The 18,409-nt window shown below is 56.4% G+C and carries 16 protein-coding genes; 2 read left to right on the forward strand and 14 right to left on the reverse strand.

Features of this window, described 5'->3' with window-relative positions:
• Positions 1 to 2 precede the first annotated feature (2 nt).
• The 9 genes from ACR0I8_RS12105 to ACR0I8_RS12145 form a co-directional block, all read right to left on the reverse strand.
• A complete protein-coding gene (locus ACR0I8_RS12105; RefSeq protein WP_170691135.1) occupies positions 3 to 977 on the reverse strand; it encodes a type II secretion system F family protein in 975 nt (324 codons plus the stop codon).
• A 10-nt stretch (positions 978 to 987) separates the two neighbouring features.
• Positions 988 to 1,956 (reverse strand): type II secretion system F family protein, encoded by a 969-nt coding sequence (locus tag ACR0I8_RS12110; protein ID WP_170377839.1) that lies wholly within the window; start codon positions 1,954 to 1,956, stop codon positions 988 to 990.
• An 11-nt stretch (positions 1,957 to 1,967) separates the two neighbouring features.
• On the reverse strand, positions 1,968 to 3,398 hold the full coding sequence (locus ACR0I8_RS12115) for a TadA family conjugal transfer-associated ATPase (RefSeq protein ID WP_170377841.1): 1,431 nt from the start codon (positions 3,396 to 3,398) through the stop codon (positions 1,968 to 1,970).
• A 24-nt stretch (positions 3,399 to 3,422) separates the two neighbouring features.
• Positions 3,423 to 4,658, reverse strand: coding sequence for an AAA family ATPase (locus ACR0I8_RS12120; protein ID WP_170691136.1), 1,236 nt, complete (start codon positions 4,656 to 4,658; stop codon positions 3,423 to 3,425).
• A gap of 199 nt (positions 4,659 to 4,857) precedes the next feature.
• Complete coding sequence (locus tag ACR0I8_RS12125; protein ID WP_170377845.1) at positions 4,858 to 5,487, reverse strand: OmpA family protein; 630 nt, start codon at positions 5,485 to 5,487, stop codon at positions 4,858 to 4,860.
• A 17-nt stretch (positions 5,488 to 5,504) separates the two neighbouring features.
• Entirely contained in the window at positions 5,505 to 6,911 is a 1,407-nt protein-coding gene (locus ACR0I8_RS12130; protein WP_170691138.1) for a type II and III secretion system protein family protein, read from the reverse strand.
• Positions 6,912 to 7,104: 193 nt separating this feature from the next.
• Complete coding sequence (gene cpaB, locus ACR0I8_RS12135; protein ID WP_170691140.1) at positions 7,105 to 8,013, reverse strand: Flp pilus assembly protein CpaB; 909 nt, start codon at positions 8,011 to 8,013, stop codon at positions 7,105 to 7,107.
• A gap of 248 nt (positions 8,014 to 8,261) precedes the next feature.
• Complete coding sequence (locus tag ACR0I8_RS12140; RefSeq protein WP_170378134.1) at positions 8,262 to 8,501, reverse strand: pilus assembly protein; 240 nt, start codon at positions 8,499 to 8,501, stop codon at positions 8,262 to 8,264.
• 305 nt (positions 8,502 to 8,806) lie between these two features.
• Positions 8,807 to 9,040: a hypothetical protein gene (locus ACR0I8_RS12145; protein WP_170377851.1), complete on the reverse strand. Its 234-nt coding sequence runs from the start codon at positions 9,038 to 9,040 to the stop codon at positions 8,807 to 8,809.
• 353 nt (positions 9,041 to 9,393) lie between these two features.
• Here ACR0I8_RS12145 and ACR0I8_RS12150 point away from each other — a divergent pair, with 353 nt between their 5' ends.
• Positions 9,394 to 10,260, forward strand: a complete 867-nt coding sequence (locus ACR0I8_RS12150) for a lytic transglycosylase domain-containing protein (protein WP_170691142.1) — start codon at positions 9,394 to 9,396, stop codon at positions 10,258 to 10,260.
• Positions 10,261 to 10,293: 33 nt separating this feature from the next.
• Here the strand turns inward: ACR0I8_RS12150 and ACR0I8_RS12155 are convergent, their stop codons facing one another.
• The 5 genes from ACR0I8_RS12155 to tldD form a co-directional block, all read right to left on the reverse strand.
• On the reverse strand, positions 10,294 to 10,920 hold the full coding sequence (locus ACR0I8_RS12155; RefSeq protein ID WP_170554670.1) for a CoA transferase subunit B: 627 nt from the start codon (positions 10,918 to 10,920) through the stop codon (positions 10,294 to 10,296).
• Positions 10,920 to 11,624 carry a CoA transferase subunit A gene (locus ACR0I8_RS12160; protein WP_170691144.1) on the reverse strand — a complete coding sequence of 235 codons (705 nt, stop codon included), beginning with the start codon at positions 11,622 to 11,624 and terminating at the stop codon, positions 10,920 to 10,922. Before ACR0I8_RS12160 ends, ACR0I8_RS12155 begins: the two co-directional genes overlap by 1 nt.
• Before the next feature lie 101 nt (positions 11,625 to 11,725).
• Positions 11,726 to 14,347: a type I DNA topoisomerase gene (topA, locus tag ACR0I8_RS12165; RefSeq protein ID WP_170691146.1), complete on the reverse strand. Its 2,622-nt coding sequence runs from the start codon at positions 14,345 to 14,347 to the stop codon at positions 11,726 to 11,728.
• 180 nt (positions 14,348 to 14,527) lie between these two features.
• A complete protein-coding gene (gene dprA / locus ACR0I8_RS12170) occupies positions 14,528 to 15,652 on the reverse strand; it encodes a DNA-processing protein DprA (protein ID WP_170691148.1) in 1,125 nt (374 codons plus the stop codon).
• A gap of 240 nt (positions 15,653 to 15,892) precedes the next feature.
• A complete protein-coding gene (tldD, locus tag ACR0I8_RS12175) occupies positions 15,893 to 17,314 on the reverse strand; it encodes a metalloprotease TldD (protein ID WP_170691150.1) in 1,422 nt (473 codons plus the stop codon).
• A 176-nt stretch (positions 17,315 to 17,490) separates the two neighbouring features.
• Here tldD and coxB point away from each other — a divergent pair, with 176 nt between their 5' ends.
• Complete coding sequence (gene coxB / locus ACR0I8_RS12180; protein WP_170691151.1) at positions 17,491 to 18,402, forward strand: cytochrome c oxidase subunit II; 912 nt, start codon at positions 17,491 to 17,493, stop codon at positions 18,400 to 18,402.
• The last annotated feature ends 7 nt before the right edge of the window (positions 18,403 to 18,409 follow it).

The raw sequence follows: 18,409 nt of genomic DNA on the forward strand, positions 1-18,409 counted from the left end.
CTTCACTTTCCGAATTCCGCAATAACACCTGCAGACGGTCCGACCAGAATAACTAGCAGCGGCGGTACCGTCAGCATCATTGTGACCAGAGTCATCTTGGTAGGCAACTTGTTAGCCGCTTCTTCGGCGCGCATCACGCGTTTGTCACGCATTTCACCGGCATAAACCCGCAGGGCTTCGGCGATGGAGGTACCGAATGTGGCGGATTGGATCATTACGGTCACAAACGCTCTGACATCTTGAACCCCGCAGCGGGTTCCGAAATCACGCAGAACTGTGTCTTTGTCTTTACCGGCTTTCATCTCATATGCCACAACCTCGAATTCCTGAGAAATCTCGGGGTAGGAGCTTTTCATTTCCGACGCCACTCGAACGATAGCCTGATCTAGGGATTGGCCAGCTTCGACACAGACCAGCATCAAGTCCAACGTGTCCGGAAAGGCTGCTGTGATGGCCTGTTTCCGCTCCTCCACGCGTCGGGTAATCCAATATTTGGGGATGTAGTAGCCAATCGCGCCGGGGATCAGAACGCGGATCAACAATTGAGTTCCGGTGAATTCCTGCCCGCCCGAGAACACCGTTACCCACAGCACTCCGAACAAAATGCCTAATATGCCAAGCGCGAACTGCGCAAAGTGATAGAAACGAACGGCATCTTTCGACTGGTAGCCAGCCTGCCGCATCGTCAATTGAACAGCGGAAAGTTCCTCTTCACTTTTGGGCTCAAGAAAGGTGGCGAATTTCTCGAGTTGCTCGTTTCGCCCGCCGTTTCGCAGTTGGTCTTTTTTGGGTTTTTTCTCTTTCCGCGGAGCCGTCGTACTGCGTTGCAGCTTTTTCAGGGGATCTTCGGGCTGATTCAGCATCAGAAGAACGGCTACGGCGATAAGAACAAAACCAAGAACACCAACGACGATCAGGGGACCGAACTCACCAAGGTGTTGCGTTAGGACATTGTTGATGGAGGTTAGGAATTCCATTGAACTGACCTCAAACCTTGATGTTGGTAATGATCTTCATGACGATCAGGTTCAGTGTAAGCATGATGCCGACAAAGAAACACAGCGGAATAAACCAAGGGTGATCCAGTACTTCGTCATAATAGCCGGGGTCTTTGACCAGAATGAAGACGAGGCACGCTACTGGGAACCCCGACAGGAACTTTCCGGACCATTGCGCCTCGGCGGTGATTGCTTTGACCCTGCGGAACAAGCGGAAACGGGCGCGGATCACCTGTGCCAAGCCGGCCAAAATTTCAGCCAGGTTACCACCTGACTGTTGCTGAATACCGACTGCGACCGCGAGAAAGCGCAAATCCTGCATGTCCAAACGCTCGGCCATGTCTTTGAGCGCCTCGCCCACATCTCGACCATAGGCGCATTCATCGGCGATGATGCCCAGTTCGGTCCCAAGGGGATCCTGAACCTCGTTCGCCGCGATCTGAACCGAAGATACGAAAGGGTTACCGACCCGCAGCGAGCGGACCATCAGCTCGACCGCATCGGGAAGTTGCTCTTCGATCATACTCATGCGTTTATTGGCTTTTCTGCTGACCCACATGAAAACAGCACCGACGCCGATGGCAATTGAAATCGCCGTACGCAAGACCGTGTCGGTTGCCGTACCAATGCTGAGAGCTACAAAAGCCGCGGCCGAAACAAGACCCATGATCATGATCAGTTGTCTTGGCGTAAACGCGATGGCAGCCTTTTGGGCCTTGTCAGCAAGTAGCGAATACAGAGGGATGCTCTGCGTTTTCATATGCTGCTGCATTTCCTTGCGCAGCTGTTCCAGAACTTGCTCGCGGCCCGCGCCCTTGTCGAGCATGTCCAGACGACGGTTGACCCGGCTGTTCAGGCTGATGGATTTGCCGAACGCCACAAGATAGATGCCTTCTACCAGGGCAAGGACACCCACGAAGATGGCGACATAGATGAGAGCCTCCATAGGCAATTGCATGTCGTAATCTCCTACATTGTGGTTGGGTCGTAGATGGACGAGGGCAGGTCAAAGCCCCACAGGCGGAAGCGCTCGGAATAGTGGCTGCGCACGCCAGTGGCGGTGAAATGACCAATGATTTTGTTATCGGGTGTCAAGCCAACGCGTTGGAAACGAAAGATTTCTTGCATCGAAATCACATCGCCTTCCATCCCGGTAATTTCGGTGATCGAGGTCATGCGACGCGAGCCATCCTGCAAACGACTGGCCTGCACGATCAGGTTCACAGCGCTTGAGATCTGGCTGCGAACCGCCTTGATCGGCATTTCGATCCCCGCCATCGCGATCATGTTCTCGAGACGCGAGATACCATCCCTTGCCGAGTTTGCGTGGATTGTGGTCATCGAGCCGTCGTGGCCGGTGTTCATGGCCTGCAGCATGTCGATCACCTCGGCGCCACGAGTCTCACCCACGATGATGCGGTCGGGACGCATCCGCAGGGCGTTTTTCAGACAGTCGCGGGGGCTGACCTCACCTTTTCCCTCAACGTTTGGCGGACGGCTTTCCATACGGCCAACGTGAGTCTGCTGCAGTTGAAGTTCCGCCGTATCCTCGATGGTCAAGATACGTTCAGCGTCGTCAATAAAGCTCGAAAGCGCGTTCAGAGTGGTGGTTTTACCGGAACCCGTACCGCCCGAGACGATGATATTCAGGCGTGTCGAAACGGCGGCTTGAAGATAGGCGGCCATTTCTTCGGTGAACGCACCGAAATTGACCAGATCATCGATACCTAGCTTGTCTTTTTTGAACTTACGAATCGAGACCAGCGAGCCATCAACAGCGATCGGAGGGACCATCGCGTTGAAACGCGAGCCATCGGCCAGACGGGCGTCAACATAAGGGTTGGATTCATCAACACGACGACCCACAGCGGACACGATTTTGTCGATGATCCGCATCAGGTGTTTTTCGTCTTTGAATGTAATGTCGCTGAGTTCCAGTTTACCCGCACGTTCGACAAAAATCTGTTGCGGGCCGTTCACTAGAATATCGTTGACCGTTTCGTCGCGCAGCAAGGTTTCAAGCGGGCCGAGGCCTGTGACCTCGTCATAAAGCTCTTTGTTCAGCTGAGTGCGATCGTCTCGGTTCAAAACGATGCTTTTGGCTTCCAGAACCTCGCTGGCGATAGCGCTGATCTCGGTGCGAAGCTCGGCCTCACCCGCGTTTTCAAGGGCGGCGAGGTTCAGGTTTTCAAGTAGCTCCCGGTGCAGTTCAATCTTGATCTCACTCAGGCGCTCTTTCCGTTTGCGGTCGCGGTCGGCGCTCGTAACCTCGCCAGCTTTCTTCTGAACGGGCTTGCGTGCAACAGCTGTTGCCGTTGGCGCTGCAGGGGCCGCTTCGGGCGCTTTGGCCGGAGTCTCGACCGGCTGCGCATCAGACGCTTTCTTATATCTGGAAAACATGGCGGCTCTTCCCTTGGGGTTGTGTTATGCGGCCTCGGCGTCGTTGCTGCCGAGGCTGTGGAGCGATTTTGCTAGCTTTGCAATTTCGCGGCGCAGCGGGTTTTTAGCGGCTGAACTGGCCAATGGCAGGCCATGATCGCCGCTTTGCATCACCGGCTTGCCCCCATCGGGCAATTGCAGGTCGATTGAAATTCCGAGGCTTTCGCCCATACGTTTGATGCGCCCCTTGCCGTTTAGATCGGTGAACTTGGGGGCCCGATTTAGGGCGAAGCGCAATTTGTTGAACGGCAGCTCTTCGGCCTGCAAGGCGCGTTTCAGACGCAATGCGTTCTGAGCCGAGCGCATGTCCAACTCGATCATGGCGAAATAGACATGTGCAGCTTGAAGAACGGTTTCTGACCACAAAACCAATGTCTTGGGCATGTCCACGATCACATAGTCGAAATGTTTGCGCGCCGTATCTATCACGCGCTGGATGTCTTCGGGCGTGATCAGATCCAACGGCACCATATCGGATGGAGCAGTCAAAACCTGCATTTTTTCTTCATAGCTTTGAAGGGCTTGCGAGAAGACCTCATCATCCATTGACGCTGTATCGGACAGCATCTCGAAAACGGTTTCACGGCGTGGCAGGTCCAGATAGGTCGAGACCGTGCCGTATTGCAGATCCAGGTCGATCAGACATACAGAAGGCGCGTCCTTGTCCGAGATCGTGGCAAGTTCCCAAGCCAGATTCACAGCCAGTGTCGTGGAACCAACGCCGCCCGCCAAACCTTGTACAACGAACAGAGCGCCTTCTTTTGATTCGCCACTGGTCAGAGAGGCAGCGGCTGCTTGTGCTGCAACGACAGGATCGGGCTTGTTCATACGCTCGATCGCTTCGCTCAGTTCGCCTTCGGGAAGCGGGTAGGGGACGAACTCATCCGCGCCTTTGCGCAGAAGCTGGTGTAGCGAGGCGGGGGTCACGTCCTCGGCAATAAGCACCACTTTGATCTTCTTGTCTTTTGCCTGGGTGATGATTTCGCCCATCAGCGAGAGGTTGTCTTCATCTTCACCATCAATGGCCAGGGCAACGAATTCCAGTGTTTCCGCTTCGGGTTGGCTGAAAAACGCGAGAGCTTCGGCAAAGCCAAGATCGCCCCAACGTTCACCCAGAATGGTTTCCATGTCTTCGATCAATAGATCAAAGTTCTGGACATCCCGGCTGATAGTGCAGGCCAGAATTCCCGAGTCGTTGTCTTGCGGCGTCGCGCTACTCATATACACAATCCTCGTAGAGAGGGCTTGGCATTTCATGCGAACGTGTACGCTCGGGTAGATTTGCTGTCGCCCCAATGCGGTCAATTTTGCCCGCAGGTCACCCTATTGTTCACAATGTTGCTTGGAAGTTGGGCGAGAATTTGGCGCAAAAGAACCAATTGTAGGGAAACGGGCGACGATGTCGCCCGTTCAGATGGGATTATCCACCACTGTCGCCGCCTGTGGCTTCGACCTCTTGGATAGCTGATATCGAAGTCGCGCTTTCGACGTATTCGCGGTAGATGATATCGGCGTACTTGCCATCCAGCGTCTGCGGTACGCGATCCACAAAGCCCGAAACCTCGGTCACCGTCCGGCGATTCCGGCGGTCGCGATTCGTTGTTGCAACCAGCGGACGCGTTTTGCCGAAAGAAACCACCGCCTCTAGTCGAGACCGCGAGATTCCCTGTTGGGCAAAGAAGGACACAACAGCCTGTGCCCGACGCAAGCCAAGGCTCTTGTTGTAGCTGGCGGAGCCAACTGCGTCCGTGTGGCCATAAACACGAAAACGTGCTTCGGGGAATTGTTTGATCCAATCCGCCTGCTGCAACAGAATTCGCTGGGCCGATGCATCCAGTTGTGAGCTGTTGAAGGCAAAGTTCACCTGGCTAGGCACTTCAGAGGCGAACCGACGGCTCAGAATCTGAGCGTATGTCAGTTCGCCGTTCATGACCTGTGAGTTATTCAGCGTCGCATTGCCAAAGGTACCCGCATCAATTTCATACCCGGCTTCGCGTGTACATGCGGTAACTGCGACCGAAAGACCTAAGGTGAGTATCAACGTTTTCATTGGTCCTAACCTCCTCATCAATCCAGAATATAGCCATAGGAGCTGCCAAAATCTTGCTTGGCCACTTCTGATGCGCCACCTGCGCCTGCGCGCTCGGTCCGAGCGACGCGACCGTTGATAAACAGGTCAAACTCGCTGGGGGGTTTTACTCGATCTGTCGGCAAAGCAAGTGTTTCCCCACGGGTTGGCGTGACCAGATGCGCAGTGATGATAATAACCAACTCACTCTGTTCACGCTGGTATTGAGCGCTCCGGAACAAGGTGCCCAGAACAGGAACGTCGCCCAACCATGGCACCTGATTGCTCAGATCTGCGAAGTCATCCTGAATGAGGCCCGCGATTGCAAAGCTTTCACCGTCGCGTAGTTCAATGGTTGTTGAGGTCTGGCGGGTAATGAAGCTTGGGACCGAATCGCCGTTGATCGTAAAGTCCGAAGACTCATCAATGCTCGATACTGCTGTACCAAGTTCCAAGTTGATAAGATCGCCGTCGACCACGCGCGGAATGAAATCGATTTCAACACCGAACGCACGGTATTCGATGGCGACAACACCGTCATCCTGAGGAACTGGAATCGGGACTTCACCGCCGGCGAGGAAGGTCGCCTGCTGACCCGAAAGGGCGGACAAGTTTGGTTCTGCCAGAGTACGTGCCAATCCCTTGGTTTCAAGGGCTTCAATCAGCAGTCGCACTTGCGTTGATCCGGCGCCAAAACCGAACAGAATTGCACCAGTATTGGATTGCGAAATCGGAATGTTGTTTGCCAGAGCATTACTCAACGCACCCTGAGTGTTGAGGGTGTTGAAACCCGCTGTAACGTCACCGCCGCCAAAGCCAAGCGATGTTGACAGGTTTTTCGCAACCGAGCGGTTCATTTCCGCAAAGCGCACCTTCAGCATGACTTGCTGAACGCCGCCAACCGACATCAGGTTTGACACCCGATCCGGGGCATAGCGTTCCGCCAGTTCCAGAGCACGCGCAAGTTTGGCTGAGCCCGAGACTGTCCCGGACAAAACGATTCCATCATTGGCTGTGCGCACTTCGATTTGCTCATTAGGCAGAATCTGCCGCAGGCGTTCTTTGAACTCTGTAATATCTGGGGCTACGCGCACCCTAACATTGGCCAGAAGCATGCCCGCGCCATCGAACAGAGTAAGCGTCGTCAGACCGGGCGCCTTGCCCAAAACATAAATCGTGCGATCTGAAAGCGACGAGATGTCAGCAATGCCGGCATTCGCGATACTCAGTTCGGCAAATGGCTCTTCACTTTCAACAACGATCGCGCGGTTTACAGGTACTTCCAGCGTTTCCACTGTGCCCTTCTTCACCACGCGAAGAGTTTCGGCCCAAGCGGCATCGCCGACTGGGCTTACAACGAGCGACAACCCCAGCAGGGTTGCGCTGATCCAGGAACGTATTTTCATGTGACCTGCCTCTCCGATCACGCCTCGTTTTTATGGGTCTTATGCCCTATAGGCGAAACTCTGCGCGAAAACGGAATTTATTGCAATAATCAAGGGTTTCCGGAAGTTTCCTTATGTGGGCAATTGGCAACATAAGAATGAAAAGAGCCGCGCTTAATGCGCGGCTCAGCAGGTGTAAGGTCCTGAATAGGCGTCAGTTTGTGCAGGCGATTACGTCATCTGCTATGTCACTGCCGCCGCGACGGATTCGAGTTTTACACACCGGTTGTTCTACGCGTTCTGGGACCGGGGCAGCTTCTTCCTCGACAACCCCGAGCAAAGCGCGTTGGTCGATCTCAATAACTTCGGATGACACGGTTTCGTCCTCGATTCCGACAAGGGCAAGCGTAAGGCGACCTGTGTTCTGCGCCTGAGTGAGCACAGCAACCTGTTCACGAGTGACCGCAACGGTGATCGTACGCGCGATGGTCGTTCCGGTTACATCTGTGCCTGCGATCTGGTCAATGGCGATCAGTTCAACTCGGGGCTGAATCAAGCGAGTGATCTCGCCGTTCGCTTCGGCAGTAGTCCCGCGACGCGAACCGGTCCAGTAGACGTCGACAAAGTCCCCAGGGCGCAAGAAGCCGGAAACGCCCGAAGCCACGTCAACCCGAATCGCGAAAGCGCGCATGCCTTTGTCCAATTGAGACGTTAGACCTGCCCCTTCGCCGGGTTGGGTGACTTTAACTTCCATTAGTGCTTCGTCTTTTTCCATCGCGCGAAGAACAAAACGGTCTTTACCAGCAGCCTCAGGGAACAGAACAGCCAGATCGGTGAAGCTGCCTTCTGGGATCGCGTTTTCTGGCCAATCAACGACGCGCACGTCGTCTTCTACAAGACGCTCTCCGTATTTCAGGGTTCGGTTTGATACAACGACACTTACGGTCGGAATCACTTCGATAGCCGCGTTTTCTGCTGCAGCTGCCTCTAACGCTGCTGCCGCAGCTTGTCGCTCACGGGCGAGTTCGTCCTGATAGGCAGCGATATAGTTCCGCGCCATGTAGACAGCGCCGCCAGCCAGAGCTAGCCCAACAATAAGGACAAGTCCGAATACCGCTCGCATACATCCACCTCATATTTCTGTCTGGCTTTTCTTCCAAAAGCCAGAGGATCAAATTTGTTCATTGTATGAGTAAAGGCTAATTGTGTCGAAATGTGGGACAAATCAGACTTTTCGTGCAGATTTTTGAGGTCGGGACGCGCCTGTATCTGTTTGCAAACAACCATCCCAACAAGCCATACAAAACTACGAAAATCGCCATCCATCGATGGCGATTGTCTGGCTTAGACGTCTTGCCGTGCTTGGTGCGGTCAGTTGCCGCCTGCGGTACCAGCAGTAGTAAAACCGCCGCTGCCACCTGCCGATGTGCCGGTGCTGACGACAGAACTACTAAGGGCCGTGTTCGTGTTCCCGCTCAGGCCGACGGTTGCGGTTGAAATTGCAAAATAAAGAAGCGTTGCCAGGCCTATGATTAACGCCGTCAAAACGACCCAGTCGACGGTGACCGCACCTTCTTCTGAGGTCTTAAATGTTCCAAGTATCTTTTTCATCATACACCTATTAAGGCCGTCGAGTCATGGCTTTGCCTTGCGAGAGAACATTCACAGGTGTCCCGATCGGCAACTTTCACTATTGTAGCTGCGCCGCAATGGCGTGAGTTGGGCGGAAAAGTGATTTTTATGCCGCATTTTCTGCTTGTTTTACATTAGCGTCGAAATAGGGAGGGCGCGTTTGTCGTGCGTAAGACACCTGAAGCGTCCTTTAGTGGTTTCCAGTGAAATGGAGTGTTGGAAAAAGAAAACGTCGCGACGAAGGACGTCGCGACGCTCGATTTCGAAGACTAAAAAGTCTTGAATTAGTTGCTTGTGCCTGCTGCGGTGATACCACCTGCGGTACCGCTGTTTGTACCGGTGCTGATGGTTGCGCCCGACAGAGCAGTGTTGACGTCTGTTGCCAGGCCAACTGCGCCACCCGAAATCTGGGTGTAAGCAACGGTGCCCAGGCCGATGACTGCTGCGGTCAGAACAACCCAGTCAACTGTTACTGCGCCGTCTTCGTCTTTGCGGAAGTTCTTGATGAACTTGATCATGTTACGTCCCTCCTAAAGGATCAAAAAAAGTGGTCTAAACCTCGGCGTCTTTCAGAGCTTTCTCTCTCAGTCCGCTCCCGATCGTCTCGGTATGCATCTATGTTTGCCTGTTGTGCGTGGCAGGAATTGGGCCAAACAGGGAAAATTTTGCTCGAGGCTTAACTTTTTAGTCATAAAAATGGTAAGTCATTGAAAGTAAATGTTTAAAAATGTGTTGGGTTTTTTGGTTCACCCCCAGAGCGATGCAATTTTGCGGCAAATGAGGCGAAACTGCCCCAATTTGCTTGGTTTTTCTGGCCTTACGCGAAGATTCGGGGTTCAAATCAATCAAAACGAAAACATGAGGCAGGCAAATGAATCTCCGGGACGCAGTTACATGCGCCGGCGTATTGGCGTTTCTGGTATGCACTCCAGACACCGTACGCGCCGATGTGGTCGAACCGCGTGGTGTCTATAAAAGGATCAAGGCGCCCCAGCCGGGTCAGCGGCCAAAGATCAACATCCAGATTTCTGCTGAAGAACATGCCTCCAGACCCTCGGCTCCCAGCACGGGATCTGAGCTTGTGGTCCCCGATATCATCAAACGTGCCAAAGTGCCGCCGTCGACCACGCCTAAAGTTGCGACTAAGGCGCCGCCGAAAGGTGCGTATAAAGCGTTTTGGGAGAAAATCTCGCCCGAACTGGCACAAGCCGGACCAGGTAGGCTAGATTCAGCGATCAACGCCCTGGCCGCTACAAGCGTCTCGACACCCCGTTTGCAGACCCTGCAGGGTATCGTGAACAACCAAGGGCGCGATATCCTACGCTCGACCATTGGCACCAATGTTTCACCTGCGCTCGTGCTGGCGGTCATCTCGGTGGAATCAGCTGGACGGGCCGACGCGGTCAGCTCAGCCGGGGCACAAGGATTGATGCAGCTGATGCCAGCTACGGCCGAGCGGTTTGGCGTGCAGGACAGCTTCCAGCCCTCTCAGAATATCTCGGGTGGGGTCAAATACCTGGATTGGCTGATGGGTGAGTTCGACAATGACCCGATATTGGCGCTTGCCGGGTACAACGCCGGTGAGGGGGCCGTTCGCAAACACAGCGGTGTGCCGCCCTATGCAGAGACGCGGGACTACGTGCCCAAGGTGCTCGCGGCTTTTCAGGTCGCGCGTGCTCTCTGCGCAACGCCGCCGGTCTATGCCTCGGATGGGTGCGTATTCCAGACGCTGAACTAGGGCCTGCCTGTCGCAGCAGGCCCTGATCTTTGTTTAGTTGACGATGTTCGCCTCAGTTGCGGCGCGGATCTCGTCTTCGGTGACGCCTTCTGCGATCTCGACGATCTTCAGACCGCCTTCGACCACATCCAGAACCCCGAGGTTGGTGATGATGCGATTCACCACCTTTTTTCCAGTCAGCGGGAGGGTGCATTTTTTCAGCAGCTTGGATTTGCCGTGTTTGTTGGTGTGATCCATCACCACGATCACGCGGCCGACACCCGCCACAAGATCCATCGCTCCGCCCATGCCCTTGACCAGAACACCGGGAATCATCCAGTTGGCAAGGTCACCTTCTTCATCCACTTCCATAGCGCCCAGAACCGCCGCAGCAATCTTGCCGCCCCGGATCATCGCGAACGAGGTCGCGCTGTCGAAATATGCGGTGCGCGACAGCTCAGTGATGGTTTGCTTGCCCGCGTTGATCAGGTCGGGGTCTTCTTCACCTTCGAACGGGAAAGGGCCCATGCCGAGCATGCCGTTCTCGGATTGTAGAGTGATGTCCTTGTCGCCCACATAGTTTGCCACCAGCGTCGGGATACCGATGCCGAGGTTCACATACATGCCGTCTTCAAGCTCTTGCGCCGCACGGGCGGCCATCTGGTTCCGATCCCAAGGCATTATGCTTCCTCCTTCTTACGGGTGGTGCGCTGTTCAATGCGCTTTTCGTGCTCGCCGTGAATGATCCGATGCACATAGATGCCCGGCAGGTGGATCGCATCCGGGTCCATTGAGCCTCGGGGCACAATCTCTTCGACTTCGGCGATGCAGATCTTGCCGCAGGTCGCCGCAGGCACGTTGAAGTTTCGGGCGGTCTTGCGGAAGATCAGGTTGCCGGTGTCATCGGCCTTCCAGGCTTTGACAATGGCCAGATCGGCAAAGATGCCTTCTTCCAGAATGTAGGTCTCGCCGTTGAAGTCTTTGTGCTCCTTGCCCTCGGCGATCACGGTGCCCACGCCGGTTTTGGTGTAGAAACCGGGGATGCCCGCGCCACCTGCGCGCATCCGTTCGGCCAGAGTGCCCTGCGGATTGAATTCCAGCTCAAGTTCTCCGGCCAGGTACTGACGCATGAATTCCGCGTTTTCGCCGACGTATGAGCTGATCATTTTCTTGACCTGCTTGGTCTGCAGCAGGATGCCGATGCCGAAATCATCGACGCCTGCGTTGTTCGACGCAAAGGTCAGGTTCTGAGCGCCCGAGTCTTTGATCGCCTCTAGCAGCAGTTCCGGGATGCCGCACAGGCCGAAACCGCCCGCCGCGATCATCATGCCATCCGACAGCACTCCGTCGAGCGCGTCAGAGGCATTGGCATAGATTTTCTTCATGGAAAACTCCCCCAATGACATGGTGATGGGCAGGTTGTGCCGCCGCGTCAGGGGGAAGTCAACGAATCCAAGGGGCTGGTGGTATTTCTACCTATCCAACCCTAGCTTGCCGTTTTCTTCGTTGTTTTCTTGGCAGCAGCCTTCTTCTTCGTGCCTTTCTTGGCGGCGCGTTCATTGACCAGTTCGATTGCCATTTCCTGCGTCACATCTTCGGGCTTGATGTCCTTGGGAATGGTGGCGTTGACCTTTTCCCACTTCACATAAGGCCCATAGCGCCCATCAAGAACCTGCATGGCACCACCATCAGGGTGTTCGCCCAACTCCTTAAGAGGGGCGGCCGCCGCGCGCCGACCACGTCCCGGATTGGCGCGTTTTTCTGCCAGCATCTCGACCGCGCGGTTCATGCCGATCTCGAACACGTCATTGGGGTCTTTGACATTGACGTAGACCGGTTTCGCCTCTTCCGGTAGTTGGTGCATGATATACGGCCCGAACCGCCCGAAGTTCGAGCTGATCATACCGCCTTCGGGGTGTTCACCGATCTGGCGGGGCAGGGACAGCAGGGTCAGGGCCTTCTCGAGGTCCATGTCATCCTTGCTCCACCCACGGGGCAGAGACGCGCGCGGGGGTTTTTTGTTCTCGGGCGTCGGCTCTCCGCGCTGGACATAGGGACCGAACCGGCCGGATTTCAGCCAGATCTCGTCGCCTGCGTCCTCACCGAGAAGACGTTCATCTCCTTCGGCCCCTTCGCCCGCGATGGGTCGGGTATAGGTGCATTCCGGATAGTTGCCGCAGCCCACGAACCCACCGGTACGCGAAGTTTTCAGGTGCAACTGCCCCACACCGCATTTCGGACAGATGCGCGGGTCCGAGCCATCTTCACGCGGCGGATACAGCTGCGGCGCCAGCGCTTCGTCCAGCTTGTCCAGCACTTCCGAGATACGCAGCTCGGACGTTTCACCAATTGCGGCTGAGAAATCGCGCCAGAACTTGCCCAGCAGATCCTTGTAGTCGCGATCGCCGGCGCTGACGTCGTCCAGCTCTTCTTCCAGATTCGCTGTGAACTCATAGCCCACGTATTGGCGGAAGAAGTTCAGCAGAAAGATCGTGACGATCCGGCCCTTTTCTTCGGGGATCAGGCGGTTCTTGTCCTTGCGCACATATTCGCGGTCCTGAATCGTGGTCACGATCGAGGCGTAGGTCGAAGGACGGCCGATCCCCAGTTCTTCCATCCGCTTGACCAATGTGGCCTCGGTATAGCGCGGAGGCGGCTGCGTGTGGTGTTGCAACGCCAGAACGGCTTCGTTTTCGGACAGGATCGCCTGTTTGGCAGTTTTGTCAGTGCTGTCGCTGGTCGCCTTGGTGAATTGATCGCGCAGTGAGGTTTTGGCAAACCGCGCCAGATCGCCCTGCATGATCTGAGGCAGGCGCTTTTCATCGTCATCAGCCACATCGTCGCGGCCTTCTTCGTAGACCCGCATGAAGCCGTCAAACAGCACGACCTGGCCGGTTGCACGCAGTCCGACCTGACCATCATCGCTGCCGATTTCAACGGTTGTACGTTCCAGACGCGCTGCGGCCATCTGGCAAGCAATGGTGCGCTTCCAGATCAGATCGTAGAGCTTGCGCTGATCTTCGTCGGTCACCTTCAGCTCTTTTGCATCGCGCGTCATATCCGTCGGGCGGATACATTCGTGCGCTTCCTGCGCGTTCTTGGCCTTGTTCTTGTAGATGCGCGGGCTGTCCGGCACATATTCGGCGCCAAAACGGTCCGAAATGGCGTCGCGGGTGGCGGCCACCGCTTCGGGGGCCATGTCAATGCCGTCGGTTCGCATATAAGTGATGTAGCCCGCCTCATAGAGGCGTTGCGCCACCTGCATCGCGTGCCGCGCACCCATACCGAACTTGCGGCTGGCCTCCTGTTGCAGGGTCGAGGTCATGAAGGGCGCGCTGGGGTTGCGTGCCGCAGGTTTCGCCTCGACCGAGGTCACGCTTAGCGCGCGGCTGGTGATGGCCTGAACAGCCAGCTCTGCCTGCGTCGCGTCCTTCAGATCGTGCTTGTCCAGCTTTTTGCCGGCATAAGTGACCAGGCGCGCCTCGTAGGTTTGGCCGCGCGGGGTTTCGAACAGCGCCTTGACTGACCAGTATTCCACCGGTTTGAAGGCCTCGATCTCCATCTCGCGTTCGACGATCAGTCGCAGGCAGACAGATTGGACCCGGCCTGCCGATTTCGCGCCGGGCAATTTACGCCACAGAACTGGCGACAGATTGAAGCCCACCAGATAGTCCAGCGCGCGGCGCGCCAAATAGGCCTCGACCAGTGGCATGTCGACCTCGCGCGGATTTTGCATCGCTTGGGTGACGGCCTCTTTGGTGATCGCGTTGAAGGTCACGCGGCTGACTGGGGTATCTTTCTTGATCGAGCGCCGCTTGGTCAGCGCTTCCTGCAAGTGCCAACTGATCGCTTCCCCCTCGCGATCGGGGTCGGTTGCGAGGATCAGGGCGTTGTCTTCTTTCAGCGCATCGGCAATCGCTTTGACGTGCTTTTTGCTGTCATTGCCGACCTCCCACTTCATCTCGAATTCATGGTCGGTATCGACTGATCCGTCCTTTGGCGGCAGGTCCCGCACATGGCCATAGGAGGCCAGCACCGTGTAGTCGGGGCCGAGATATTTATTGATTGTTTTTGCTTTGGCCGGAGATTCTACAACAACTACGGGCATTTAAGGGGAAACCTCGCTCGACGAATAGGGCGCCTGTTATGGTCGTGCAAAATGTGTGGGGCAAGGCCAGAATGTCAATGCGTTCCTTTTACAGTGTGAAAAAACCCAATATTTCAGCGTCCTATACGCCTTTGGGGCAGGCGAAGCCTCATAGGGGTGCAACGTGGCGGCACGCCCATTTCAGCTTGCGAGCGACAAAAGCCCACCGGGTTGGCGCTGGATTCGGCCCTCAAGTTCCAGATCCACCAAAGCGGGCCCAAGATCACCGGCCGAAGCTGCGATATCGCGCAGCAGTTGGTCTTCGGCGATGGGCGATGGGCCGAGTCGTTGCAGGATTTGATCGTGCAGCGCGACAGCGGGTGTCGGTATTGGCGTAACAGGAGGCTCACTGCGCACATGGAAGAGGTCTTCCCCCTTGGGCAGGGCTTCGATCACATCTTCCGCAGACCGGATCAAGGTCGCGCCGTCCCGAATCAACAAATTGCATCCAGAGGCCCGTGCATCGAACGGATGACCGGGCACGGCGAGGACCTCGCGCCCTTGGTCTAGCGCGTCCCTTGCAGTGATCAGGCTGCCTGATTTAGCTGCGGCCTCAACTACCACGACGGCTTGCGCCAGCCCCGATATAATCCGGTTGCGGCGCGGAAAGTGGCGGGCTTGTGGTGTCAGCCCCATAGGTTGCTCTGACAGGCGTAGACCGGCCTCACCGATCTTATACGCCAGTTCGCTGTTCTCGGCCGGGTAGATGACATCAATCCCTCCGGCCATCACGGCGATGGTGCCAGTGTCCAGCGCGGCCAGATGGGCCGAAGTGTCGATCCCTCGGGCAAGGCCAGAGACAATGACGTGACCGAGATCACCGAGTTCTTTCGCCAGACCACGAGCCATACGCGCGCCGAGCGAGGAACAATTCCGCGCGCCCACCATTGCGATTGCGGGTTTCTGCAGCATGGAAAGATCGCCAACGGCCCAAAGAAGCGGCGGCGCGTCAGATACATCCTGCAAAGCTTTTGGAAAATCGGCGGACCCAAGGCACACAAGCCGCGCTTTGGCGGCTTGTGCGGCCTTGAGTTCAGCCTCAATCACGCCGGGGGGGCAGATTTCATACCCGTTTATTCCGGCAGCGCGTGCCATTTCAGGCAGCGCGGCCAGCGCGTTCTGCGCTGAGCCATGTTCGCTTAGCAGCCGACGAAACGTCGCCGGACCAACCTTGCGTGAGCGCAACAGGCGGAGCCACGAAAACCGATCCTCTTCCGTGGTGGGTGGGAGTGGGGGGTGATTGGAAGAATGCTGCTCTTCGGTCATCCGATGCTCCGCCTGATTGCAGAACTGGTTTACGGGTGTCGGGGTTAACAGCCTGTAAATCGTTGAAAATTAGATGCAATTTTTTTAGGCGTGTTCTCCGGGGAATGCTGTTAAGCAATTGTAATATAAAAATAAAAATTCCGACGAGGTGAATGAGCTGTAATTCCAATTGACCTCAACCACTCTGTCGAAAAGGCGCAGGGTTAACCCTGCGCCTTTCTAAAGTCATGTGATTCTGACTCAGGCGGCTGAGCCTCCGACGGTTAGTCCGTCCATCAGAACCGTTGGCTGGCCGACGCCTACCGGCACCCATTGACCATCCTTGCCGCAGGTTCCCATTCCCGGATCCATCGCCATGTCGTTGCCCAAACCACGGATGCGGTTCAGCGCAGAGGGTCCGTCCCCGATCAGCGTCGCGCCCTTGACCGGCGCGCCGATCTTGCCGTTTTCGACCCGGTAGGCCTCGGTACAGGAAAAGACGAATTTGCCGTTGGTGATGTCGACCTGACCACCACCGAAACCCACGGCCCAGATCCCGTCCTTAATGTCAGCAACCAGAGCAGCCTGGTCTGCATCGCCGCCCAGCATCACCGTATTGGTCATGCGCGGCATCGGTTTGTGCGCGTAGCTCTGGCGTCGTCCATTGCCGGTGGGGGCGACGCCCATCAGGCGTGCGTTCTGGCGGTCCTGCATATAGCCGGTCAGGATACCGTCCTCGATCAATACAGTCCGAGAGCTTGGCGTTCCCTCGTCATCCACAGTGATCGAGCCGCGCCGGTCAGCAATCGTGCCGTCATCCACGACGGTCACGCCTTTGGAAGCAATTTGCTGCCCCATCAGACCTGCAAAGGCCGAGCTGCCCTTGCGATTGAAATCCCCTTCCAGCCCGTGCCCAATGGCCTCGTGCAGCAGGATGCCCGGCCAGCCGGGGCCCAAGGCGACCTCCATCACTCCGGCAGGGGCGGGGACGGCTTCGAGATTGACCAGCGCGATCCGCAGGGCCTCACGCGCCTTGTCCTGCCAGTCGGTGGGGTCGATCAGCCCGCTCAGGCCGACACGGCCACCACCGCCCGCCGAGCCGCTTTCACGGCGACCATTCTGCTCGACAATGACCGAGACATTCACCCGAGTCATCGGGCGCACGTCGCGCACCAGCACGCCGTCGGGGCGCAGGATCTCGACCTCTTGCACTGCGGCGGCGATGGTCGCGCTGACTTGCACGACGCGGGGGTCCAGATCGCGAGCGAAGGCGTCGATCTCTCGCAGGGTCTCAACCTTGACCGGGAAGCTGGCGGTTTCGATGGGGTCTTCATCGGTATAAAGGCGTTTGTTGGTCGCATTCGGGGCCTCGGCCAGGGTGCCCCCTCCGTCTCCAACGGCCAGCTGAGCCGTCTCGGACGCGCGCTTCAACGCGGGAATCGAAACGTCTGTCGAATGTGCATAGCCTGCGACCTCACCCTGTACGGCGCGCAGCCCGAATCCCTCGGACGCATCGTAGGAGGCGGTCTTCAACCGACCATCGTCAAAGACCAGAGACTCGGATTTCCGCCGTTCGACAAACAGTTCTCCGTCCTCGGCCCCGGCGGTCGCCGATTGCAAAATGGAGAGCGCTTCATCATGCGGAAGAGCGCTTTCAAAAGGGCGAAACGGGGCCTGAGTCATGGGTTGTAACCTTTCCGGTTTGATCCAGATCAAAAATAGCGTCTGTTTGACGCAAGCATTTTGCTTTATCTACCCGCAGGAATATGGTTTTTAACGCGGCCAAAGACAACGGGTGTGGTTTCACCGATTCATACCTTTTCGCCAGAGACGCAAAGATCAAACGATCAGGACAAGACATGAAGAATGCTTTGATGCTTTCCGGGCTTGCTACGGCCCTCTCCAGCCTTCCCGCCATGGCTCAGGAGCTTGAGATAATTGGCAAGCCGGTTGACGGTGGAATGGGCTTTCAACCCGCAGCGACCAGCCTTGCAGACGGGATTCACAGGCTGGACGCGATGATTCTGGTGATCATCACCGTGATCTGCCTGTTTGTTGCGGCCCTGCTGGTTTACTGCATCGTGCGCTACAATCAGCGCGCCAACCCGACACCGGCGCGGTTCTCGCACTACACCCCGGTTGAGATCGCCTGGACTTTGGGTCCGATCCTGATTCTGGTGTTCATCGGCGCCTTCTCTCTGCCGGTTCTGTTCAAGCAGCAGGAAATTCCCGAAGGTGACGTTGTCATCAAGGTGGTCGGCAACCAGTGGTACTGGACTTACGAATATGTTGATCACGATTTCGCGTTCGACAGCTACCTGCTAGGTCACCCGGCTACGCTGGATGAGGGTGCGCGCCCCGCAGATGCGGACGTAACCCCCTTCGTTCTCGATGACGCTATGCGCGCCAAACTGGCTGATGCGGGTTACAGCGACGATGAATGGCTACTAGCCACCGATACCGCCGTTGTGGTTCCGGTCGGCAAGGTCATCGTGATGCAGGTTACCGCATCTGACGTGATCCACTCGTGGACGATCCCGTCCTTCGGCGTTAAGCAGGACGGCGTTCCCGGTCGTCTGGCCGAGCTGTGGTTTGAAGCTGACAAAGAGGGCGTCTATTTCGGCCAGTGTTCCGAGCTTTGCGGCAAGGACCACGCTTATATGCCTATCACCGTCAAAGTGGTCAGCGAAGAGGCCTACGAACAGTGGCTGAACGGTGCGATCGAAGAATATGCGGGCACGCCGCAGAACTTCCAGATGGCCGCGAACTGAGCGTAGA

This window comes from Ruegeria sp. BG9, assembly GCF_056538305.1.